The sequence below is a fragment of the Collinsella sp. CLA-ER-H6 genome (assembly GCF_040092305.1).
Classification (GTDB): domain Bacteria; phylum Actinomycetota; class Coriobacteriia; order Coriobacteriales; family Coriobacteriaceae; genus Collinsella.
The window spans coordinates 1-21,111 of sequence record NZ_JBBNLS010000004.1; the positions used below are offsets into that span (position 1 = coordinate 1).

Genomic DNA, 21,111 nt, shown 5'->3' on the forward strand with positions numbered 1-21,111 from the left:
GCATGCTCGGCATGATCGCCTTCTGGCTGTACTACTGGCTGCTGTCCAAGAAGATCAACCCCATGGTGCTGATCGTGGCCACCATGGTCGTGGGCATCATCGGCGCGTTCTTCGGCGTGCTGGCGTAAGGGCCCGGCTGCATAGATTTTCGTTGCAACCTGGAAAGGGGATGGAGCAGGCCTATGCTCTCCATCCCCTTTTTGTATAGAAGGAGTTCGTATGTTCGCGAAGGGTCGCGAAGCAATGCGCCTGACGCCGGCAGAGGTCAGGCTGATTCTTATTGAGTCCCTGCAGTGGTGCGCCAACAACGCGGTCTACTTTTTGGGGCTTATCGGTGCGGCCACGTATGATCTGGCCGGCACGGCCTTTTTGGTTGCCGCCATTACGCTCGCGCGCAATCTTATGACGTCGGTGGGCAATATGGTGTCGGGCTCGGTCATCGATCGCTTTGGACCGCGCCGGACGTCGTTTGTGACGTGCGTGATTACGGCAGTGCTATCGCTTGGCGTGGGGTTAGCGCCGTTGTCTGTCCCCGGGCTTGTGTTTGCCGCGTGCGTCTTGGGACTTGCGGGCGGCTTTATCAACACCTGCACGCATGCGTTTCCGGGATACCTGGAGTCGACCACCGAGGGCCGTACCCGCGTGAACGGCCTCATGGTGTTCTACAGCAATATCGCTTATACCGCTGGCCCGCTGCTTGGTGGTGCCATCGTGAGCTGTTTTGCCACGCAATCGGTCTATCTGCTCATGGCGGGCATGATGGGTGTGGCGGCCGTGCTCTCCTTGGGCTGTCACGAGTGTGTTGCTCCCGCAAAAGGGGAGAAGCCGAAGGGCGGTATTCTGGGCGGTATGGCCGAGGGTGCGCGACTTACGTTTCGCGACCACGATCTGCGCCTCATTTTTATCTCGGGCTTTTTGGGTTTCTTTGCGTTTGGCGCGTTCGATTCGCTGGAGTCGTTGTTCTACCGCGATGTGCTCAACGTGGATATCGTCTGGCTGGGCTGGCTGTCCTCGGTCGTGGGCCTCACTTCCTCGGTGGGCGCGTTCATCCTGACCAAGCTTTCTGCTCGCAATGTCAACCTGCGATTGTTGCTCGGCGCGCTCATGGCCGTGGGCATTGGGTCCATGGTGTACGTGGGCACCGATATGCTGGGGGTCGCGATTATCGGTCAGGCGATTAACGGTCTGGCCTGGGGATTCCTGGAACCGCTGCAGATGATCTTGATTCAGGAGCGCGCCGACATCAAATACCTGGGGCGCATTACCGGCTTTGTGCGTTTTGGCCTGATGAGCGCCGGCGTGCTGCCGCTGCTGGCGGCTCCATTTTTGGCGGAGGTTTTGGGCGTCCAGGCGGTGCTGTTTGGGGCATCGACCATTATTGCGCTGGTAGGAACGCTGTTCTTTGTCACACAGGGGAGGCGCCAGAGGTGTTAGCTATACATTCAATTCTAATTTAATACCACTCACCAGAGAATTTCGACCGTTCACCGAGGATTGGAACAGATTGAAAAGTGGTATTAAAAACACGTTGGGTGTATGTCTATAATTGGTATCGAAAAGAAACGCGATGTATAGATTCGCGTGCAGGACAGAAAGGAAAAGCCATGAAGGAAACCGAGAAGATCGAGATCATGCACTTTAGCCAGGAGGGCTATCTCGAGGACGGTAAGGCGCTCTACGAGACCGGCAAGAAGATGACCGCGCTCGCCGACAAGGTCGCCGACGAGGGCTATGACGCCGTGTTCCTGATGGGCGTCGGCGGCACCTGGGACGAGCTCATGCAGCTCGAGTACCTCATGAACAAGTTCGGCGACCGCGACCTCGAGGTCTACCTGATCCACGCCGCCGAGTGGAACGCCATGGGCCACAAGCGCATGACCGAGAAGTCCGTCGTGATCACCGCCTCCGAGTCCGGCACCACCCCCGAGGTCCTCGAGGCCGTCAAGAAGATGAAGGAAAAGGGCATTCGCGTCTACGCCATGACCAAGCCCGAGGGCCCCATCGGCCAGGCTGTCGGCGCCGAGAACTGCGTCAAGATGGCTTCCGATCACGGTAACGGCGGCTGCGAGATGGGCTACTACCTCGCCGACTGCTTCGGCCTGCGCCTGCTCAACCGCCGCGGCTGCTTCCCCAAGTTCGACAAGTTTATTGAGCAGACCAAGGATGTTTGGACCCACCTGGTCGACATCCGCAAGAGCTTCGAGCCGCGCGCCGAGGAGCTCGCCAAGAAGTACGCCCTGGCCCCCTACACCATGTTCATCGGCTCCGGCGCCCTGTGGGGCGAGACGATCCTGTTCTCGATGTGCATCCTCGAGGAGATGCAGTGGAAGCGCACCCGCTACATCACCTCGGCCGACTTCTTCCACGGCACCCTCGAGCTCGTGGAGCCCGGCGTCCCGGTCTTCCTGTTCATGGGCGAGGACGAGAACCGCAAGCTCGACGAGCGCGTCCGCGCCTTCCTGACCCGCGGCGTGACCGGCGACACCGACATCAACATCATCGACACCGCCGAGTTCGCGATCCCCGGCCTTGACGACGAGTTCCGCGTCATCGTGTCTCCGTGGATCCTCTCCTCGCTGATCACCGATCGCCTTGCCGCTTACTACGAGACGGTCACCAAGCACAACCTCAACTACCGTCGTTACTATCACCAGTTCGACTACTAATCGGTGACAAATAAGCTACTGATCAAGAAGCACCCTGCCCGGGCGCATGCGTCCGGGCATTTTTATGCCGAAATTCGCAAGAAAGGGGAATCGAATGAGGCAATTTATCGTGGCGTCCCATGCTCATTTTGCGTCCGGAATCGTCGAGAGCATCGGCCTGCTTTCCGGCGAGCGCGAAAGCGTCCATGCGCTCTCTATGTATGTCGACGGAAACGAGGACCTGACCAAGGAGGCCGCAGCGATTCTCGATGGGTTTGCTGCGGACGACGAAGTTGTCGTGTGCACTGACCTGTTCGGCGGCAGCGTCAACAACGAGTTCACCAAGATCGTCCAGACGCGTCCCAACACGCACCTCGTGACCAATATGAACCTGCCGCTCCTTATTCAGCTGCTGTTCGTGCCCGAATCCACCCCGATCGATGAGGCCATCCGCCAGATCGTCGAGGCGGACGACACCAAGGTCAAGTACGTCAACGACCTGCTGGGGCAGGCCGAACTCGATGAGTTTTAACCACTAGGGAGCACATCATGATTCAGATGATTCGCGTGGACTATCGACTGCTGCACGGCCAGGTTGCCGTTAGCTGGACCTCGGCTCTGGGTGCCGACTGCATCCTGCTGGTGAGCGACACGGTCCTCAATGACAAGCTTCGTCTGCAGGCCCTGTCCCTTGCAAAGCCGGAGGGCTGCAAGGTCGTTGTCAAAAACACCGAGGACGCCGTCAAGGCGCTCCAGAGCGGTGTGACCGACAAGTACAAGCTCTTCGTGGTTTGCGAGACGATCCAGCAGGCCGGTGCCGTCGCCAAGGCGATGGGGGTCAAGAAGATCAACCTCGGCAACGTTGCCTTTAGCGAGGATGCCCGCCAGGTCTCGACGAGCGTGTTCCTTACGCCCGAAAACGAGGCATACGTCAAAGAGCTGCTCAGCGAAGGCTACGAGCTGTTCATTCAGATGATTCCGGCAGATGCGAAGACTGACGCCGCGAAGGTCATCGGTTAGGGGCTGTCATGGTTATCAAGACAATCCTGATTTTCCTGATCGCCCTTTTGGGCTATTCCGAGTGGCTGACGGGCACGAGCTACCTCCAGCGCCCGATTGTGCTCGGACCTCTGGTTGGCCTTGTCATGGGCGACATGGTGACCGGCACGATCATGGGCGCCACGATGGAGCTTGCCATGGTCGGCGCCATCTCGGTCGGTGCGTATAACCCGCCCGATACGATTTCCGGAACCATTCTGGGTGTGTCGCTTGCCATGCAGGCCGGCGCGGACGCTTCGGCGGCCCTGACCCTGGGCATTCCCATTGCAACGATCGTCCTGGCGCTCGATACCGCCCTGGGCCAGCCGGTGATGCTGCTGCTGGTGCACCGTATCGACAAGAACGTCGAGGACGGAGACACCAAGGCCATCACGCGCAACATGCTCATCGCCGGTTACGCGCAGAGCTGGTGCGGCCTGCTGATTATTCCCCTGGCATTCTTCTTTGGCGCCGATGCTGTTGCCAGCCTGCTCAACATCATCCCCGATTTCGTTCAGACCGGCATGGATGTCGCCGCCGCCTTCTTGCCCGCACTCGGCTTTGCGATGCTGGCTCAGATGATTATGAACAAGACTGTGGCGCCGTTCTTCTTCGCTGGCTTTTTCCTCGTCGCCTACTTTGGCATTAGCACGACGGGCGTGGCGATCTTTGCCGCGATCATCGTCGTCGCGATGACGGTTTTGGGTGACAAGAAAAAAGCGGAGCAGCCCGCAGCGGCAACCGAGGATCCTGCGATTGGGAGTGGGTTCGATGAGTTTTAAGTTTGAGTCTTCTTACGACGGGCTGATTTCCCGCGCAGATCTTAAGAAGCTGTTCTGGCGCTCGATTCCCTATGAGCATTCCTGGAACTACGAGCGTATGGGCCATATCGGTTTTATGTGGGCCCTTATGCCGATCCTTCGCAAGCTGTATCCGCAGGATGCGGACTTTAAGGCCGCCCTTAAGCGCCATATGGAGCTCTATAACGTCACGCCGTACATCTCGACGCTCCCCATGTCCATCGCCGCTGCAATGGAGGAGGTCAACGCTACTGACGATAGCTTTGACACGAGCGCGATCTCTAATGTCAAGCTTGCTTTGATGGGACCGCTGTCCGGCGTGGGCGATGCCTTCTACTGGGGCACGCTGCGAATTTTGGCAACGGGTGTCGGCACGTCGCTGGCGCTGCAGGGCTCTATTCTTGGCCCGATTTTGTTCCTGCTCGTGTTCAACGTCCCTCACTACATCATCCGTTACCTGCTGACGTTTGTGGGATATCGCTTTGGCTCGGACATGATCAGCAAGGTCCAGGAATCGGGCATTATGGACACGATCGTCAAGATGGCCTCCATCATGGGCGCCATGGTGATCGGTGCTATGACCATGGAGATGGTCACCGTGGACATTCCACTCATGGTCGGTGCGGGCGATGGTGCTCAGACGCTCGCCGAGCTGCTCAACGGAATCTTCCCGGGCTTTGTCACGATGGGGCTGTTTGGAATCGTCTATCTCATGCTCAAGAAGAAGATGAATCCGCTGCTTATCATGCTCGTGATCCTGCTCGTGAGTATCGCCGGCGCGTTCTTTGGAGTGCTTGGTGTCCAGTAGAGTATCCGTCATAATGAGAACAATGTAAGAGGGGGCGTCGCGCACACTGTGCTGCGGCGCCCTTTTGCCGAAAGGTGGACAAGATGGAGTATCCGCAGCTTGCCGTCATGAATATCAGCCATCGTTATTTTGACCTTGAGGAATTCTTTTCTTCGGCAGCGGCCTCGGGCTACACGTGTTGCGAGCTTTGGACCGGGGCGATGCATCTGTATGTCGATTGCCATGGATACGATTCGCTCGAGCAGGTGCGAAAGCTGTCGCAGCGGTATGGGGTTCGGATTGTGGGGCTTTGTCCCGAACAGAACAACCCCAAGCCGTGGAATATCGCGGCGCGCGGGAATGAGGCGCGTGCCCGCACGCTCGCGTACTTTAAGAACGTTGTGGATATCGCGGCGGAACTTGGAGCCGAGCAGGTCATGGTCTCGAGCGGCTGGGCATTTTTGAACGAGCCAATCGAGGACGCGTGGGGTCGCAGCGCCTCGATGCTGCGTGCGATTGCCGAGCATGCGGGAGAGCGCGGCGTGCGACTGGTACTCGAGGCCCTACAGCCGGTTGAGTCGATGATCGTGAACTCGGCGGCCGACACGAAGCGCATGATCGAGGCGGTTGATCATCCGGCACTTAAGGCGTGTCTGGATTTGGGCGCTATGGCGGTGGCGGGGGATACCATCGACGATTATTTCGATCTGCTTGGCGAAGATGTCGCCCACGTGCATTTTGTCGATGTTGCGGCAGACGGCACGACGCATCTTGCCTGGGGTGACGGCGACCGCGATATGCGCGCCGACCTGGATAGGCTGGTGGCACGCGGCTATCGCGGAGTTGTTTCGGCCGAGACGTATGACTGGCGCTATTTTGCCGACCCCGCAGCTGCCGATGCACAGGTAATGGCAGAGTATCGTCGTGCGATTGGCGCCTAGGTGGGGTTGGGTTGCGGCAACCTACCCTATGTTTCCAAATGAATACGGTGTGAGCGGCTGCGACGGATTTTCCCCGCAAGCACTCTAGTATGCTAAAGTACCCAGAAGACCGGCGGAGCTATGCCGGTCTTCTGTTCTATATGAAACGCAGCATGAGGAGGTTCACCAGATGACGGCCACACCGTGGGGATTCCGGGACATATTGCCCGAGGAGGCTCAGGCGCGCGAGGAGATTGCGCTGACGGTGAAGGGCTGCTTTAGGGAGCATCATTACCTTCCGGTCGAGACGCCGCTGCTCGAGGACAAGGGCTCGCTCGAGGAGGGCGGCCGCATTGCGGACACGCCGTTTAAGCTCTTTGATGACGACGGTCGCCTGCTGGTGGTCCGTCCCGACAACACACTGCCGATCGTTCGCCTGGTTTCGACTCGCATGCGCGCGGCCGATCTGCCGCTGCGCCTGCGCTACGAGGCGCCGGTGGTCCGCGAGTGTCAGCGCAATGCCGGCGGCTCGCGTCAGTTTACGCAACTGGGTTTTGAGCTCATCGGCGCGGGCGACACCGCGGGCGATGTCGAGATTGTCTCACTGGTGGCCGAGGCCGTGCGCAAGCTGGCACTTCCCGGTGCGCGCATTATCGCGGGCAGCGTGCGTCCGTTTAAGGAACTGCTCGCGGCGTGCGAGGATCGCGAGCTGGCCGCTGAGGCCCTGCGCTGCGTGCACGCCAACGACTTTGTGGGCCTCGATGCCCGCGTGGCGGCAAGTGCTGAGCCCGAGGCCGTTAAGGTCGCCATTAGCGAGCTGCCGCGCCTGCACGGTGGTGCCGAGGTGCTCGACCGCGTCGACGCGCTGCTGGCGGCGGCGGGCATTGTCGCGCCGCTCACGCGCGAGCTGCGTGCCCTGGTCGAGGGCCTGGCTCCCGAGGACTCCCAGGTACTGTCCTTCGACTTTTCCATCATGAACTCGTTTGATTACTACACGGGCCTGGTCTTTAAGGCCTATGCCGGTGGCCTGCCCGATCCGGTCGGTTCGGGCGGACGCTATGACTCCATCTTTACCGGCGCATTTGGCAACGGCATCGAGGTGCCGGCGGCGGGTTTCGCCTTTTCGCTCGAGCGTCTGGAGGCCGCGCGCACCTCGGCCGAGGATGCCGCTTCCGACGGCGATCACGCCGCGGGCCGTGGCGCCGAGGGCCCGCTGCGCATCGCTGTGCCCAAGGGCTCGCTTAAGGCCGACACGCTCGACGTGCTCGAGGCCGCGGGCCTGGACGTCTCCGAGCTGCGTGACCCCGGCCGTCACCTGATCGTGCGCGGCCGCGACACGCGTGCCGGTGAGGGTGCGGTCGGCGATATCGAATTTGTCATCGTGCGTCCCAGCGACGCGCCCGCTTTTGTGGGCTGTGGCGGTGCCGACTGCGGCGTCTGTGGTTGGGACTCGCTTATCGAAGCAGACCTCAACCTACTGCAGCTGGTCGATCTGGGCTACGGTCTGTGCACGTTTATCGAGGCGGAGCCCGCGTGGCGCGCCGGTCAGGCCGAGCGCAACTATGCCCGCCGTGGGTCGCTTCGCGTGGCAACCAAGTACCCGCGCATCGCGAGTGCCTGGTATGCCGAGCGCGGCGTGAACGCCGATATCGTTTCGCTTCACGGTAACATCGAGCTGGGTCCCATTGTCGGCATGACCGACCGCATCGTGGACATTACCGCCACGGGCGCCACGCTGCGCGACAACGACCTGGTCATCACCGGCCGCATCATGGACTGCACGGCCCGCTTCTTTGTCAATCCGGGTGCCGCGCGCCTGGATCCGCGTGTGCGCAACCTGGCCGATCGCCTGGCGGCTGCCGTGAAGGACAAGCATTTTGAGCCCGTTGCGGGCTCGGCACAATAGCGCGAGCACGCACGGGCGTCCCAACGTCTGGGCTGCGGGCCGATTGGCGCTGCCGCCCGGCCTCTCGTTTTTCGAACACAACCTCGACCGATAGGGGATACCGATATGAAGACCATCAAGCTTGCTCCCGGTGAGCGCCTCGTTACCAACCAGCTCAACCGTAAGGGCGTGCTGCCGCAAAACATCGTCGACGCCGCTCGCGATATCGTGGCCAACGTGCGTGCCAACGGCGATGCCGCGGTGCGCGATTACTGTCAGCGTTTTGACGGTGTCGAGCTGCAGAGCTTCCGTCTGCCGCAGGAGCAGATCGATGCCGCGCTCGAAGGCCTCGATCCCGCTTTTGTCGCGGCGCTCGAGAAGGCTGCACGCCAGATTCGTGAGTTCCACCAGCGCGAGGTCGAGCAGAGCTGGTTTACCACGCGTGCGGACGGCACGATGCTCGGCGTTAAGGTGACCCCGCTTGCGGCGGCCGGCATCTATGTGCCGGGCGGTCGCGCGCAGTATCCTTCCACGGTGCTCATGAATGCCATTCCCGCCAAGGTGGCCGGCGTCAAGCGCGTGGTCATGGTGACGCCGCCGCAAAAGGACGGCCTGATCAGCCCCTACACGCTCGCCGCGGCAAAGCTCGGCGGCGTGGATGAGATCTATATGGTGGGCGGCGCTCAGGCCGTGGCCGCGCTGGCGTACGGTACCGAGACCATTCCGCGCGTCGACAAAATCACCGGTCCGGGCAACGCTTTTGTTGCCGCTGCCAAGCAGATCGTCTCCGGCGACGTGGGCATCGACATGGTCGCCGGCCCGTCCGAGGTCTGCGTGCTGGCCGATGCTACGGCCAAGCCCATGGTGGTCGCGGCCGACCTGATGGCTCAGGCCGAGCACGATCCGCTGGCAGCCTGCTATCTGGTGACCTGCGACGAGCAGTTTGCGCGCGAGGTCGAGGCGGGTATCGACATCCTGGTGGCGCAGTCGCCGCGTGCCGAGATCACGCGTGCCTCGCTCGATAACGAGGGCACCATCGTAGTGGTCGCCGACATGGCTGCCGCTGTCGAGGCCGTGAACACCGTGGCGCCCGAGCACCTTGAGCTGCACTGCAAGGACGCGATGGGTCTGCTCGGCGGTATTCGCAACGCCGGCGCCATCTTTGTGGGCGCTTGGAGCTCCGAGCCGCTCGGCGATTACGTCGCCGGCCCCAACCACACGCTGCCGACCGGTGGCACGGCCATGTTCTCCAACCCGCTTTCGGTCGAAGAGTTCGTCAAGCGCTCGAGCGTTATCTGCTATACGCCCGAGGGCCTGCTCTCCGACGCTCCCGCTACGCAGCGCCTGGCCGAGGCCGAGGGCCTGTGGGCACACGCGCTTTCCGCCGCTCTGCGTCGCCGTGTGTTGGAGCAGGGCGAGGATGCCGTGAGCGCCGAGTTGCTCGCCGCGGCCGACCTGACCAAGGTTGCCTGGCCGGGCGACGCCGTGGCGACGGTTGCCGAGGGCGTTGACCTGGCGGCTGTGAGCGCGGATGGCGTTGGCCCGACCGGCAAGGAGGCCTAATATGGCCGAGCTGACGCCCCGTATGAAGGAGCTCGTCCAGCCCTACTTGGCCGGCATTGAGCCCTACGACCCCAATTTTACGCCCACGCGCATCAACCTTTCGGCCAACGAGAACACCTATCCCGTGCCGGCTGGCGTGCGCGAGGCGGTCGACGCCGCCCTGGCTGCTACACCGCTCAACCGCTATCCCGATCCCATGTCCAACGATCTGCGCGACGAGCTTGCCGCTTGGCATGGTGTGGCGCGCGAGAACATCTGCGTGGGCAACGGCGGCGACGAGCTGCTCTATAACTACCTGCTGGCGTTTGGCGGCGCGGGACGGACCCTGCTCAACTGCCCGCCGTGCTTTAGCGAGTACGCGTTCTTTGCGTCGCTCTGCCAGACCGAAGTGCGCGACGCGTGGCGCGACCCCGCGACCTTTGAGCTCGACCAGGCAGCCGTGCTTGCGGCGGCGCCCGAGTGCAACCTGGCAATCGTGACCTCGCCCAACAATCCCACGGGTGATGTGGCGCCGCTCGACTTTGTCGCGGACCTGTGCGATGCGTGCCCCGGCATGGTAATGGTCGACGAGGCCTACGTTGAGTTTGCCGACGATTCGTTTGGCGCGGCCACCACGGCGCAGGGACTTATCGCCGAGCATTCCAACCTGGTGATTCTGCACACGCTGTCCAAGGCGTTTGGCGCCGCCGGTACGCGTCTGGGTTACGTGATCGCGGCGCCCGAGGTTATCGAGGTGTTCGCGGCGATTCGCCAGATCTATTCGGTCAACGTGCTGAGTCAGGCGGCGGCGCTTGCCTGCGTGCGTGCCCGCGATGCGTACGCGCCCGTGGTGGCACAGGTCGCATCCGAGCGCGAGCGCGAGCTGTGCGCCCTGCGCGCAATGGTTGCCGAGGGCCTGCCTGTGGAGGCATGGCCGAGCGCGGCGAACTTTGTGCTCGTGCGCACGCCGCATGCCACGCGCGTGCGCGAGCGCCTGCGCGACGAGTATTCGATTTTGGTGCGCGACTTTAGCTACGCGCCGGGCCTTGCGGACTGCCTGCGCATTACCGTGGGCATGCCGCAGGAAAACGATGAGGTACTGGCTGCGTTTGCCGCGCTGGTGAAGGAGGAGATGTAGATGGGCCGTTATGCCGAGGTGACCCGCAAGACGGGTGAGACCGACATTGTCGTCAAGCTCGACCTGGACGGAAGCGGCGTGTGCGATATCTCGACGGGCGTGCCGTTTTTCGACCACATGCTCAACGCCTTTGGTCGCCATGGCCTGTTTGATTTGACGGTGCATGCGGTAGGTGACGTTGAGGTCGACGCGCACCATACCGTCGAGGACACGGGCATTGTGCTGGGCGAGGCATTTTGCAAGGCGCTGGGCGACAAGGCGGGCATTACACGCTTTGCCGATGCAGCGATCGCCATGGACGAGACACTCGTGATGGCTGCCGTGGACATTTCGGGTCGCGGCCAGGCCTACTGCGAGCTGCCCGTGCCGACCGAGCGCGTGGGCAGCTTCGATACCGAGCTGGCCGTTGAATTCTTCTATGCCTTCGCACGCGATGCCAAGCTCACGCTGCACGTGCGCGAACTGGCGGGTGACAACTCGCATCACATTATCGAGGCCGCCTTTAAGGCCGTGGGCCGCACGATGCGCCACGCCTGCGAGCTCGATCCCCGCGTGCAGGGCATCCCCAGCACCAAGGGCTCACTGTAACCTGCCCCTTTTTGGCAGGTTTTGAATGGGAAAAGGGAGGGTCGCGTGGGCGAACCGAAGATCGTGGTGGTCGACTATCACAAGGGCAACTTGTCGAGCGTCGTGCGCGGGCTTGCACGCGCCGGTGCCGCCGCCTGCACGTCGGACAATCCGGAGCAGATCCGCATCGCCGACGGCCTGGTCATTCCGGGCGTGGGCGCGTTCTATGACGCGATTGCCTTTATGCGCCAGAGCGGCGAGGAGACGGCCGTGCTCGATGCCGCCGCCGCTGGAACTCCGCTGCTCGGCATCTGCCTGGGCCTTCAGCTATTTTTTGAGCGCGGCAACGAGGGCGTGCCGGCGGACGAGGGCGCGGTTGCGGACGGAAACGCTCCCGAGCAGGCTGGCGGTCCCTGGGTCAATGGCCTGGGTATTATGCGCGGCTCGTGCACGCGCCTGGAGTCGAGCCGCCTGAAGGTGCCGCACGTGGGCTGGGATCAGGTGCACATGACGCCCACCGGTGCTGTCGACCCGCTGCTCGCCGGTTTTGCCGAGGGTGCCAACATGTACTTCACCCACAGCTACGCAGTGGCCGACGACGCCGATGCCGCCGATGTGCTGGCGCGCACGCACTATACGCGGAGCTTCCCGTGCATCGTGCGTCACGGCAACGTGTGGGGCTGCCAGTTCCATCCCGAGAAATCCTCCGCGCTGGGTCAGCGCATCCTTAAGAACTTCGTCAACATCGTCGAGGAGGCCGGCCGATGATCCTGTTTCCCGCAATCGATCTGATCGGCGGCAAGGTTGTACGCCTAGAGCGCGGCGACCGCAGCCGCTGCAAGGTATATTCCGACGACCCCGTGGCCGTTGCCCGCTCGTTTGCCGAGCAGGGCGCAAGCTGGGTGCATGTCGTCGACCTATCCGCTGCCTTTGGCGAGGACGAGGACACATGCGCTGCCAACTCGGCGGCGATTAAGGCCATCTGCGGCGTCGACGGTCTGTCCGTGGACGTGGGCGGCGGCGTTCGCTCGCTCGCACGCATCGACGAGCTGGCCGGCTATGGTGCTCGCCGCATTGCGCTGGGCACCGTGCTGGTGACCGAGCCAGGTTTTGCCGAGGTGGCAGCCCAAGGCTTTGGCGAGCTGCTGGTCGCCGACATTGCCGCGCGCGACGGCCAGGTTAAGGTGAACGGCTGGCGCGACGGCGCGGGCGTGGTGCTCGACGATGCCGTGGCGCAGCTTACCGAGCTGGGCTTTAAGCATCTGGTGTATACCGACATCGCGCGCGATGGCATGCAGACGGGCATCGATGTGGCGGCGTATCGCCATGTGGCCGAGGTCGCGGGCTTTCCCGTCGTGGCTTCGGGCGGCATCTCGACACTCGACGATATCCGCGCGCTTGCCGCGGTGGGTGAGGGCGCGATTGAAGGCGCCATTACCGGCCGCGCGCTCTATGAGGGCAACTTTACGCTGGCCCAGGCGCTGGCCGCCGTCCGAGGGGAGGAGTAGCCCATGCTTACCAAGCGCGTGATTCCCTGCCTGGACGTCAAGGACGGCCGTGTGGTCAAGGGCGTCAACTTTGTGAGCTTACGCGATGCGGGCGATCCGGTGGAGCTGGCGCGTGCCTACGACCGCGAGGGTGCGGACGAGGTCGTCTTCCTGGACATTACCGCCACGAGCGACAACCGTGCGACGACTATCGAGATGGCGGCGCATGCGGCCGAGGAGCTCGCTATTCCTTATACCGTGGGCGGCGGTTTTCGCGACTTGGCGGGCATGCGGACCATGGTTGCCGCCGGTGCCGACAAGGTGTCGCTCAACTCTGCCGCCGTGCGTGACCCGTCGCTGATCAGCCAGGCTGCCGCGGCGTTTGGTAGCCAGGCCGTGGTCGTGGCGATCGATGCCAAGCGCGTGGGGCTGCCTGGGGAGCCGGGTGCCGATAAGTGGGAGGTTTTTACGGCGGGCGGCCGCAACGCTACGGGTATCGATGCGGTGGCGTGGGCCGAGGAGGCGGCTCGTCGTGGCGCCGGCGAAATCCTACTGACCAGCATGGACCGCGACGGCACCAAGGCCGGCTTCGATTTGGCGCTCACCCGCGCCGTGGCGCGCGCGGTGCCAATCCCCGTCATCGCGAGCGGCGGCGTGGGTACGCTCGAGCATTTTGCCGAGGGTGTGATCGAGGGCGAGGCCGACGCCGTGCTGGCGGCGAGCGTCTTTCACTTTGGAACCTTCAGCATTCGCCAGGTGAAGGAGTATATGGCCAGTCAAGGCATCCCCGTGAGATTGGATTTTTAAATGGAGCAAGTGACAACTGCGTCCGAGCTCAAATACGACGCCAAGGGGCTGATTCCTTGTGTGGTTCAGCAGTATGACACCGGCGAGGTGCTTATGGTTGCCTGGATGAACGAGGAGTCGGTGGGGTTGACGCTCAAGACCGGCACCACGTGGTTTTGGAGCCGCAGTCGCCAGGAGCTCTGGAACAAGGGCGCGACGAGCGGCAATATGCAAGCGGTCAAGGAGCTCTGGGCCGACTGCGATAGCGATACGCTGCTGGTCAAGGTTGACTCGCCGGGTCCGGCCTGCCACACCGGCAACCGTACCTGCTTCTTTAAGAAACTCGCGTAGGACGGGCGCTCGACTAGGCGCTTGGCCAACCAGAAAGGATTGAACTATGGGTGTGCGCACCGCAAACGTTCAGGATGGAAATATCGGTGAGACGCTGACAGGTCTGGCCGAGGTGATTCACGGTCGTCGTGATGCATCGCCGCAGGAGAGCTACACCGCGCGTCTGCTGACCGACGTCGAGGATGAGCTGCTCAAGAAGCTTGCCGAGGAGTCGAGCGAGGTGATCATGGCCTGCAAGGATAACGATCACGATCACATCCGCTACGAGGCCGGCGACCTGGTCTACCACCTGCTCGTGACGCTCGAGCGCTACGGTATCACCCTCGACGAGCTTGCCGGCGAACTCAACGCCCGCCGCCACTAGTCGTTTGGGACAGTCTTTGTTGGTGTAACGGGGTCATGGAAGTTGCGGTGAAATAGGGACTGTTTAAGCGCTTCATCAGGCAAAACAATCCCTATTCCACCGCAACTTATGAAGGGATGGCTAGTCGAGGGGTGTGGATTCCCATTCGCCGGTGGGGTGGGGGATATCGTAGGTTCGGTAGCCGCAGTCGTAGGCGTGGGCTTGTGCCTCGCGGATATTCCAGCAGATGTCGCAGGCGCGGTGCGCGTCCGAGCCAAAGGTGATGGGTACCTCGGCGTGGGCGAAGCAACGCAACAACCCCTTCGAGGGGTAATAGTCGTCGAGGCCCCTGCGCGGTGCGGCGGTCGAGACCTCAATGCGGCGGCCCGTATCGTGGGCGCATTCGGCCATCTGCTCCCAGAACGGCGCGGGATCAAAATCGGGCGCAAAGCCTTCCTTCGAAAAGCGCATGATCAGGTCGGGATGAGCCATCACGTCAAAGTTGAGCGGGCTTTCGCAGGCGCGGCACCAGTCGTCGACGTAGCGCTCCCACACGCCGCGTACCCCCAGGTTTTCCCAAACGTGCAGGTTGGTGTCGTCGTCGATCCAACCGCAAAGGGAATCGGGTGTATCGGGACGAGCGACGTTTTCCGTTCCCGCCGTACCTGCGGCACCGGCCATGATATCGCCTGGGTTGCCAATCCAATGTACGCTGCCCAGGCGTATGACAGCGCCTTGGGACCAGCGCTCAACCAAAGGCTCGCAGCCCTCGTACCAATCGCATTCAAAACCGTAGATAAAGGTGAGCTCCGGCGCAATCTGCGCGGCGAGTTTGCGGGCGTCCTCAAAGGCCAGACGATGTGCCGGCAAGTCGCCCTCAGTAACCTGCACTTCGCAGTTGGCATCCATGCTGGCGGGCAGGGTGAGATGGTCGGTCGAGACCATGACGCGGCAGCCGGCCGCAGTAGCGGCGCGAACGTTGTCCTCAAACGAGGCATGTCCGTCCGAAAACGAGGTGTGGGTATGGCAATCGACCAGCGGGCAGACAGACATGGCAGCTCCTTTGTGTCAAGCGAATCCGCTCCATTGTAATGGCGCAGCTCTCAACACGCCGGACACGCCGGGGGTCGAAATCGATTGGAAAGGCTGCGCGACGCGCGGTGCGGCCTCGCTTGCGCTCTCAAAACATGTACATCAGCCTCCAAAAGCTGCAGAAAATGACATGTTTGGAGGCTGATGTACATGTTTGGATAGGAGCGAGGGCGGCGACGGACGAAAGTCACGCCTGTGCCACGTCCGATGTGCTAGCGTTTGAGTGAACAAAACGAGCCCGTGCGGAAAGGATCCGGACCGTATGCCATGCGATAGCAAATCCCCGCTGTCCCGCGAGACCGATGCGCCCGAGACTATCGTCAAGCTGGAATGCGACATCGACGACGCGTCGCCCGAGGTGCTCGCCTACGCTGCCGACCGCCTGCGCGAGGCGGGTGCGCGCGAGGTGCATTGGCTGCCCCTCTATTGCAAGAAAGGCCGTCCCAGTTGGCAGCTACAGGTAATCTGTGCTCACGAGGATATCGAGCGCCTGCAGACGATTATCTTTTTGGAAACCACGACCAACGGCATTCGTCGCCAGGTCATGGAGCGCGTTTGCCTGCCACGCCGCTTTGAGCGCGTAACGACGCTATGGGGCGAGGTGTCCGTCAAGGTGGCAACCCTGCCCGACGGCAGCGAGCGCGCAGCGCCCGAGTACGAGGACTGCGCCCGTCTCGCTCGCGAGCATAACGTGCCGCTCCAGCGCGTGATGCAGACGGCACAAGCCGCGGCACTGCGATTTGAATAACGCGGCTGGTGGCGACATCCTGCGCCCAGCCATATCAACCCCATTCGAAAGGATCTCCCCATGAAATACCTCATCGCTTCCGACATCCACGGCTCGGCATACTGGACCGAACGCCTTTGCGCCGCCATTGAGTCCGAGCAGCCCGACCGCATCGTCCTGCTGGGCGACCAGCTTTATCACGGTCCGCGCAACGACCTGCCGCGCGACTATGCTCCCAAGCGCGTGATTCCGCTGCTCAACGCCCTAGCCGACCGCATCATCGCGGTGCGCGGCAACTGCGACGCCGAGGTCGACCAGATGGTCCTCGACTTCCCCGTCATGGCCGACTACGCCACGCTGTTTGACGAGACCGGCCGCGAGCTGTTCCTGACGCACGGCCATGTCTTTGGCGCCGGCATGCACAACAGCGTCGACCACGCGCCCGCGCTGCCCGAGGGCTCCGCGCTCGTCTACGGTCACACGCACATCAAGGTCAACGAAGCGAGCGAGGAGCATCCTGGTCTGTGGCTCTTCAACCCCGGCAGCGTGAGCATCCCCAAGGACGGTACGCACAGCTACGGCATCTACGAGGGCGGCGCGTTCCGCCACGTGATCATGGAGGAGGACTAGCCATGGCCGAGCATATGGCTCAGCAAAATGCCGAGGGTTCGCGTGACCTGTCCACGCTGGTAGATGCATCGGCCGAGCTGCAGCATCTGGTGCAGACCATCTGGCGTCTGCGTCAGCCCGACGGCTGCCCGTGGGACCGCGAGCAGACGCACCGCAGCATTGGCAAGAACATGATCGAGGAGGCCTACGAGGCGCTCGACTGCATCGAGGCCGACGACGCGGCGCACCTGCGCGAGGAGCTGGGCGACGTGCTCATGCAGGTAGTGTTGCATGCGCAGATCGCGGCGGACGCCGGCGAGTTTACGCTGGCCGACGTGGCGCACGATATCGACGCCAAGCTCATTCGCCGTCATCCGCACGTGTTTGGCGATGCGGATGCCGACAGCTCTGACGAGGTGCTCAAGATTTGGGACGAGGTCAAGCTTGCCGAGAAGGCCGCCAAGGACAAGGCCGTGGCGGCAGGCGAGGCCGCGCCCGAGGGGCTGCTCGACGGCGTGCCCACGCACCTGCCGGCGCTGATGCAAGCGCAAAAGGTCTCGCGCAAGGCGGCGGCCGTGGGCTTTGAGTGGGAGACGGTCCAGGATGTGTGGGACGAGGTTGCCGAGGAGCGTGCCGAGTTTGAGGCCGAGGCTCCCGGAACGCCCGAGCGCGAGATGGAGTTTGGTGACCTACTCTTTGCCCTTGCCAACGTTGCGCGCAAAGAGGGGATTGACGCCGAGAGCGCCCTGCGTGCCAGCACGGCCAAGTTCCGTCGCCGTTGGGCTGCAATGGAGCAGATGGCGGCCGATGCCCATGTTGATCTTGCCGAGCTTTCGACCCATGGCCTCAACGACCTGTGGGACGCAGCAAAGGCAGGGGAGTAATACCGCGGGGGTGATGGGACGGACTTGTCCCATCGCCCCATTATTTTTTAAAAAAGATTGTATCCCTTGGCTAACTTAGGGCATAATGCAAAAAGTGCGACAAGGCTAACTTATGAACCTGCACGTCGCTGCAGCGTGTAAGCCGCGTTGCCAAGCATTCAACCCGTTTCCAAGTGAGAGGGAGACAACATGAGCGATATTTTGGATGTCTACGGTCGTGAGGTGCTCGACAGCCGCGGCAACCCCACCGTCGAGGTCGAGGTCGTGCTCGAGGACGGCAGCTTCGGCCGCGCGATGGTGCCTTCGGGCGCTTCGACCGGCGCCTTTGAGGCATGTGAGCTGCGCGACGGCGACAAGGACCGCTACCTGGGCAAGGGCGTTTCGCAGGCCGTCGAGCATGTCAACAACGAGTGCGCTAACGCCGTCGTGGGCCTCGATGCCTTCGACCAGCGCGCCGTCGATGCCTCGCTGATTGCCGCGGACGGTACCCCCAACAAGACCAAGCTCGGTGCCAACGCCATCCTGGGCGTGTCGCTGGCCGTTGCCCGCGCCGCTGCCGAGTCGTCGGGCCTGTCGCTGTACCAGTACCTGGGCGGCGTCAACGCTCATCTGCTGCCCACACCTATGATGAATATCCTCAACGGCGGCGTGCATGCCGACAACAACGTCGACTTCCAGGAGTTCATGATCATGCCGGTGGGCGCCCCGAGCTTTGCCGAGGGCCTGCGTTGGTGCGCCGAGGTCTACCACACCCTCAAGGGCGTGCTGCACGAGGCCGGCCTGGGCGGCGGCGTGGGCGACGAGGGCGGCTTTGCCCCCAACCTTAAGACCAATGCCGAGCCGTTCGAGTACATTACCAAGGCCGTCGAGAAGGCTGGCTTTAAGCCCGGCGTCGACTTCATGTACGCCATGGACCCGGCCTCGACCGAGTTCTACAACGTCGAGACCGGCATGTACGAGCTCAAGGGCGAGGGTGTGGAGTACACGAGCGCCCAGATGGTCGATTACTGGGAGAAGCTCGTCGACGCCTATCCCATCATCTCCATCGAGGACGGTATGGCCGAGGAGGACTGGGACGGCTGGGTCGAGCTTACCCGCCGCATTGGCAACAAGGTGCAGCTGGTGGGCGACGACCTGTTCGTCACCAACACCGAGCGCCTCAAGAAGGGCATCGAGCTGGGTGCCGCCAACGCGATCCTGGTCAAGGTCAACCAGATCGGCACGCTCGCCGAGTCGCTCGAGGCCATCGAGACCGCCAAGGAGGCCGGTTACGCTTGCATCGTGAGCCACCGCTCCGGCGAGACCGAGGACTCCACGATCGCCGACCTGGTCGTGGGCGTCAACGCCGGCCAGATCAAGTCGGGCGCCCCGTGCCGCAGCGACCGTATCGCCAAGTACAACCAGCTCATCCGCATCGAGGACGAGCTCGAGGGCAGCGCGCGCTACGCCGGCAAGGCCGCGTTCTACAACATTCGCTAAACAAGTGGTGCGCGCGGGGAGCGGGGTTGACTCGGCTCCGTTCCACTTCTGATGGCCGCCATTGGGCGCTGGGCCATATGGCTCAGCGCCTTTTTTATGTCGAGCAAAGGCTGTCGAAGGTGGTGCGCGCGCTCGTGCTATAACTAAAATACTTAGCGCAAACAAACCTCAACCGCACAAGGCGCACATGGATCAGATTTACGACAACAGGTACTATTCCGCCGGTTCGCGTGAGCCGTCGCCTAGCCGTGCGCGCACGGTGCGGCTCGGTGGGTCCGCCTACGCCGGTGCCGACCGCTCCACGCAGCGCCTGACAAGTACCTCGCGCCCCAATGCTCAATCGAATACTTCGGCAGATGGATCGGTGCGCCCGGCACGTTCGTCGCACGCATCGCGTCCCTCGACTCAGGCACACGACAAATCGAGCAGGCCCTCGAACCGTTTTTCGGGCTCGGACTTTATGCACTACGCCAACGACAACGCGGTGGTCAAGGCGATCTACGACTTTACCCACGGTCCTCAGCGAGGGCTATTCATCGGCATCGTCGTTGCCCTGGTGCTCGTGAGCCTGTATTTCCCCGTGCGCGATCTGTACGTGGCAAAGCGTTCGAGCGATATCTTGGCCAAGCAGGTCGAGATTCGCCAGCAATACAATGATGGGCTGCAAAAAAGCGTCGACAAGCTGCTCTCGGAGGAGGGTATCAAGGATGCGGCATCCGAGGACCTGGGCTTGGTGATGCCCGGCGAGAAGAGGATTGAAGTGCAGGGCCTGGACGGCGATTCGAATGCCTCGTCGAGCCAGAAGTCGTCGAACGCCAAGAAGGCCAGCGAAGTTGCCAAGGAAATCGAAGAAGTCGGTAAGGACGCGCCGTGGTACATCCAAGCGCTCGACATGCTGTTTGGTTTTAGCGGCGTCGAAGGCCAGACGGTCGCGTCCAGCGGCGAGTAGCGCCCAGAGGGGAGCCCGCAATGACAAATTGCAAACGCTATAAGGTGGCCGCGATTGACCTGGGAACGGTGTCGTCGCGACTGGTGTTGGCGCAGGTCGAGGCCGGGGCGATCGTGGAATCGTCCAAGCATACCGAGATCACCGACTTGGGCGAGGGCGTGGACGCGACGGGGCGCTTTTGCGAGGCGGCGGTCGAGCGCGTGCTCGCTGCATGCCGCATGTTTGTGGACGAGGCGCGTGCCTTTGGGGCCGCGTGCATTTGCACCACATGCACGAGCGCCGCGCGCGATGCATCCAATGCCGCACTGCTGCTGGACGGTCTGCGTGAGCTGGGGCTCGAACCGCAGGTGATTCCAGGAGAGGTCGAGGCGCGCCTGACGTTTTTTGGCGTGGCGCACGACTTTGCCGGCGAGCGCATCATTGTTGCCGATTCGGGCGGCGGCTCCACGGAGCTCGCGACGGGCGTATACGCGCCGGAGCGCGGGGTCTTCGCGCTGGAGGGAACGCGTTCGCTGGACATTGGTTGCCGTCGTGTGACGGAGCGTTTCTTCTCGGCGTTGCCGCCTTCGGACGGCGAGCTTGCTGCCGCTGCCGACTGGGCGGGCGAGCAGTTCGGGGCTTACTTTGAGGGCCTGCCTGTCGACTTTGAGCGCGCCGAGCGCCTCGTCGCGGTGGGCGGTACCGTTACCACGCTCGTGGCGCTGGTCCACGAACTGGAGCCGTACGACTCGAACTTTGTGCACCTGCGCGAGCTTTCGATGGAGCAGATTTCGGCCGCTATCGAGCGCATGTCTGCGTTGGATGTTGCAGGCATTGCCGCGTTGCCGGGCGTGCAGCCCAAGCGCGCGGGCGTGATTCTGGCCGGCGCCGTGGTGATTCGCGAGCTCATGCGAGCCGGCGGTTACAAGACGCTCACCGTAAGCGAGAACAGCCTACTCGCTGGCATGGCCGCCACCATCAACGAGACTCTCGACGGCACAACCCCCACCATCGGCTGGACTCCCAGCCTCAGCGCCCTCTAAATAAGTTGCGGTGAAATACGGACTAAAATCGCCCTTTCGGGCACCAAACAGTCCCTATTC

The 21,111-nt window shown here is 62.5% G+C and carries 24 protein-coding genes; 23 read left to right on the top strand and 1 reads right to left on the bottom strand.

The window, feature by feature from the left end; translation table 11 throughout:
• Window positions 1-11 precede the first annotated feature (11 nt).
• The 17 genes from AAAX77_RS02280 to hisE all read left to right on the top strand — a co-directional run bounded on the left by AAAX77_RS02280 (window position 12) and on the right by hisE (window position 14,310).
• Window positions 12-128, top strand: a complete 117-nt coding sequence (locus tag AAAX77_RS02280) for a PTS system mannose/fructose/sorbose family transporter subunit IID (RefSeq protein ID WP_349104723.1) — start codon at window positions 12-14, stop codon at window positions 126-128.
• Window positions 129-219: 91 nt separating this feature from the next.
• Entirely contained in the window at window positions 220-1,434 is a 1,215-nt protein-coding gene (locus AAAX77_RS02285) for an MFS transporter (RefSeq protein WP_349104593.1), read from the top strand.
• A gap of 170 nt (window positions 1,435-1,604) precedes the next feature.
• On the top strand, window positions 1,605-2,666 hold the full coding sequence (locus AAAX77_RS02290; RefSeq protein ID WP_349104595.1) for an SIS domain-containing protein: 1,062 nt from the start codon (window positions 1,605-1,607) through the stop codon (window positions 2,664-2,666).
• Between the two features lie 94 nt (window positions 2,667-2,760).
• Entirely contained in the window at window positions 2,761-3,177 is a 417-nt protein-coding gene (locus tag AAAX77_RS02295) for a PTS fructose transporter subunit IIA (protein WP_349104596.1), read from the top strand.
• Between the two features lie 17 nt (window positions 3,178-3,194).
• Window positions 3,195-3,665, top strand: a complete 471-nt coding sequence (locus AAAX77_RS02300; RefSeq protein WP_117743677.1) for a PTS sugar transporter subunit IIB — start codon at window positions 3,195-3,197, stop codon at window positions 3,663-3,665.
• An 8-nt stretch (window positions 3,666-3,673) separates the two neighbouring features.
• A complete protein-coding gene (locus AAAX77_RS02305) occupies window positions 3,674-4,465 on the top strand; it encodes a PTS sugar transporter subunit IIC (RefSeq protein ID WP_117564886.1) in 792 nt (263 codons plus the stop codon).
• A complete protein-coding gene (locus AAAX77_RS02310; protein ID WP_117564887.1) occupies window positions 4,455-5,291 on the top strand; it encodes a PTS system mannose/fructose/sorbose family transporter subunit IID in 837 nt (278 codons plus the stop codon). The genes AAAX77_RS02305 and AAAX77_RS02310 overlap by 11 nt, the downstream gene beginning before the upstream one ends.
• A gap of 83 nt (window positions 5,292-5,374) precedes the next feature.
• Entirely contained in the window at window positions 5,375-6,211 is an 837-nt protein-coding gene (locus AAAX77_RS02315; RefSeq protein ID WP_349104599.1) for a sugar phosphate isomerase/epimerase, read from the top strand.
• Window positions 6,212-6,380: 169 nt separating this feature from the next.
• Window positions 6,381-8,096, top strand: a complete 1,716-nt coding sequence (gene hisG, locus AAAX77_RS02320; RefSeq protein ID WP_349104601.1) for an ATP phosphoribosyltransferase — start codon at window positions 6,381-6,383, stop codon at window positions 8,094-8,096.
• Window positions 8,097-8,201: 105 nt separating this feature from the next.
• On the top strand, window positions 8,202-9,638 hold the full coding sequence (gene hisD, locus AAAX77_RS02325) for a histidinol dehydrogenase (protein WP_349104603.1): 1,437 nt from the start codon (window positions 8,202-8,204) through the stop codon (window positions 9,636-9,638).
• Between the two features lies 1 nt (window position 9,639).
• Window positions 9,640-10,755 carry a histidinol-phosphate transaminase gene (gene hisC / locus AAAX77_RS02330; RefSeq protein WP_349104604.1) on the top strand — a complete coding sequence of 372 codons (1,116 nt, stop codon included), beginning with the start codon at window positions 9,640-9,642 and terminating at the stop codon, window positions 10,753-10,755.
• Window positions 10,756-11,343: an imidazoleglycerol-phosphate dehydratase HisB gene (hisB, locus tag AAAX77_RS02335; protein WP_349104606.1), complete on the top strand. Its 588-nt coding sequence runs from the start codon at window positions 10,756-10,758 to the stop codon at window positions 11,341-11,343.
• 45 nt (window positions 11,344-11,388) lie between these two features.
• On the top strand, window positions 11,389-12,090 hold the full coding sequence (locus tag AAAX77_RS02340; protein ID WP_349104608.1) for an imidazole glycerol phosphate synthase subunit HisH: 702 nt from the start codon (window positions 11,389-11,391) through the stop codon (window positions 12,088-12,090).
• On the top strand, window positions 12,087-12,830 hold the full coding sequence (locus AAAX77_RS02345; protein ID WP_349104610.1) for a HisA/HisF-related TIM barrel protein: 744 nt from the start codon (window positions 12,087-12,089) through the stop codon (window positions 12,828-12,830). The genes AAAX77_RS02340 and AAAX77_RS02345 overlap by 4 nt, the downstream gene beginning before the upstream one ends.
• A 3-nt stretch (window positions 12,831-12,833) precedes the next feature.
• On the top strand, window positions 12,834-13,616 hold the full coding sequence (gene hisF / locus AAAX77_RS02350) for an imidazole glycerol phosphate synthase subunit HisF (RefSeq protein WP_117654877.1): 783 nt from the start codon (window positions 12,834-12,836) through the stop codon (window positions 13,614-13,616).
• Window positions 13,617-13,946: a phosphoribosyl-AMP cyclohydrolase gene (hisI, locus tag AAAX77_RS02355; RefSeq protein ID WP_195240749.1), complete on the top strand. Its 330-nt coding sequence runs from the start codon at window positions 13,617-13,619 to the stop codon at window positions 13,944-13,946.
• 46 nt (window positions 13,947-13,992) lie between these two features.
• Window positions 13,993-14,310, top strand: coding sequence for a phosphoribosyl-ATP diphosphatase (gene hisE / locus AAAX77_RS02360; protein ID WP_148332629.1), 318 nt, complete (start codon window positions 13,993-13,995; stop codon window positions 14,308-14,310).
• A gap of 120 nt (window positions 14,311-14,430) precedes the next feature.
• Here hisE and AAAX77_RS02365 read toward each other — a convergent pair whose 3' ends face one another.
• The gene (locus AAAX77_RS02365; RefSeq protein ID WP_349104612.1) at window positions 14,431-15,342 is read right to left on the bottom strand and encodes a PHP domain-containing protein; all 912 of its coding nucleotides are present in this window, start codon (window positions 15,340-15,342) and stop codon (window positions 14,431-14,433) included.
• 301 nt (window positions 15,343-15,643) lie between these two features.
• On the opposite strand from AAAX77_RS02365, the gene larC reads away from it, so the two are divergent.
• The 6 genes from larC (at window position 15,644) to AAAX77_RS02395 (ending at window position 21,051) form a co-directional block, all read left to right on the top strand.
• Entirely contained in the window at window positions 15,644-16,129 is a 486-nt protein-coding gene (larC, locus tag AAAX77_RS02370; RefSeq protein ID WP_349104613.1) for a nickel insertion protein, read from the top strand.
• A 60-nt stretch (window positions 16,130-16,189) separates the two neighbouring features.
• Window positions 16,190-16,738, top strand: a complete 549-nt coding sequence (gene yfcE, locus AAAX77_RS02375; protein WP_349104615.1) for a phosphodiesterase — start codon at window positions 16,190-16,192, stop codon at window positions 16,736-16,738.
• 2 nt (window positions 16,739-16,740) lie between these two features.
• Window positions 16,741-17,601, top strand: coding sequence for a nucleoside triphosphate pyrophosphohydrolase (gene mazG / locus AAAX77_RS02380; protein WP_349104616.1), 861 nt, complete (start codon window positions 16,741-16,743; stop codon window positions 17,599-17,601).
• 189 nt (window positions 17,602-17,790) lie between these two features.
• Complete coding sequence (eno, locus tag AAAX77_RS02385; RefSeq protein WP_349104618.1) at window positions 17,791-19,080, top strand: phosphopyruvate hydratase; 1,290 nt, start codon at window positions 17,791-17,793, stop codon at window positions 19,078-19,080.
• 187 nt (window positions 19,081-19,267) lie between these two features.
• On the top strand, window positions 19,268-20,029 hold the full coding sequence (locus tag AAAX77_RS02390; RefSeq protein ID WP_349104619.1) for a hypothetical protein: 762 nt from the start codon (window positions 19,268-19,270) through the stop codon (window positions 20,027-20,029).
• A gap of 20 nt (window positions 20,030-20,049) precedes the next feature.
• Window positions 20,050-21,051 (top strand): hypothetical protein, encoded by a 1,002-nt coding sequence (locus tag AAAX77_RS02395; protein WP_349104621.1) that lies wholly within the window; start codon window positions 20,050-20,052, stop codon window positions 21,049-21,051.
• Window positions 21,052-21,111: the final 60 nt, after the last annotated feature.

Excerpts from the sequence above, each read along its gene's own strand:
- AAAX77_RS02280 (WP_349104723.1), top strand. The coding sequence starts at position 12 with ATGATCGCCTTCTGGCTGTACTACTGGCTGCTGTCCAAGAAGATCAAC.
- AAAX77_RS02285 (WP_349104593.1), top strand. The coding sequence starts at position 220 with ATGTTCGCGAAGGGTCGCGAAGCAATGCGCCTGACGCCGGCAGAGGTC.
- AAAX77_RS02290 (WP_349104595.1), top strand. The coding sequence starts at position 1,605 with ATGAAGGAAACCGAGAAGATCGAGATCATGCACTTTAGCCAGGAGGGC.
- AAAX77_RS02295 (WP_349104596.1), top strand. The coding sequence starts at position 2,761 with ATGAGGCAATTTATCGTGGCGTCCCATGCTCATTTTGCGTCCGGAATC.
- AAAX77_RS02300 (WP_117743677.1), top strand. The coding sequence starts at position 3,195 with ATGATTCAGATGATTCGCGTGGACTATCGACTGCTGCACGGCCAGGTT.
- AAAX77_RS02305 (WP_117564886.1), top strand. The coding sequence starts at position 3,674 with ATGGTTATCAAGACAATCCTGATTTTCCTGATCGCCCTTTTGGGCTAT.
- AAAX77_RS02310 (WP_117564887.1), top strand. The coding sequence starts at position 4,455 with ATGAGTTTTAAGTTTGAGTCTTCTTACGACGGGCTGATTTCCCGCGCA.
- AAAX77_RS02315 (WP_349104599.1), top strand. The coding sequence starts at position 5,375 with ATGGAGTATCCGCAGCTTGCCGTCATGAATATCAGCCATCGTTATTTT.
- hisG (WP_349104601.1), top strand. The coding sequence starts at position 6,381 with ATGACGGCCACACCGTGGGGATTCCGGGACATATTGCCCGAGGAGGCT.
- hisD (WP_349104603.1), top strand. The coding sequence starts at position 8,202 with ATGAAGACCATCAAGCTTGCTCCCGGTGAGCGCCTCGTTACCAACCAG.
- hisC (WP_349104604.1), top strand. The coding sequence starts at position 9,640 with ATGGCCGAGCTGACGCCCCGTATGAAGGAGCTCGTCCAGCCCTACTTG.
- hisB (WP_349104606.1), top strand. The coding sequence starts at position 10,756 with ATGGGCCGTTATGCCGAGGTGACCCGCAAGACGGGTGAGACCGACATT.
- AAAX77_RS02345 (WP_349104610.1), top strand. The coding sequence starts at position 12,087 with ATGATCCTGTTTCCCGCAATCGATCTGATCGGCGGCAAGGTTGTACGC.
- hisF (WP_117654877.1), top strand. The coding sequence starts at position 12,834 with ATGCTTACCAAGCGCGTGATTCCCTGCCTGGACGTCAAGGACGGCCGT.
- hisI (WP_195240749.1), top strand. The coding sequence starts at position 13,617 with ATGGAGCAAGTGACAACTGCGTCCGAGCTCAAATACGACGCCAAGGGG.
- hisE (WP_148332629.1), top strand. The coding sequence starts at position 13,993 with ATGGGTGTGCGCACCGCAAACGTTCAGGATGGAAATATCGGTGAGACG.
- AAAX77_RS02365 (WP_349104612.1), bottom strand. The coding sequence starts at position 15,342 with ATGTCTGTCTGCCCGCTGGTCGATTGCCATACCCACACCTCGTTTTCG.
- larC (WP_349104613.1), top strand. The coding sequence starts at position 15,644 with ATGCCATGCGATAGCAAATCCCCGCTGTCCCGCGAGACCGATGCGCCC.
- yfcE (WP_349104615.1), top strand. The coding sequence starts at position 16,190 with ATGAAATACCTCATCGCTTCCGACATCCACGGCTCGGCATACTGGACC.
- mazG (WP_349104616.1), top strand. The coding sequence starts at position 16,741 with ATGGCCGAGCATATGGCTCAGCAAAATGCCGAGGGTTCGCGTGACCTG.
- eno (WP_349104618.1), top strand. The coding sequence starts at position 17,791 with ATGAGCGATATTTTGGATGTCTACGGTCGTGAGGTGCTCGACAGCCGC.
- AAAX77_RS02390 (WP_349104619.1), top strand. The coding sequence starts at position 19,268 with ATGGATCAGATTTACGACAACAGGTACTATTCCGCCGGTTCGCGTGAG.
- AAAX77_RS02395 (WP_349104621.1), top strand. The coding sequence starts at position 20,050 with ATGACAAATTGCAAACGCTATAAGGTGGCCGCGATTGACCTGGGAACG.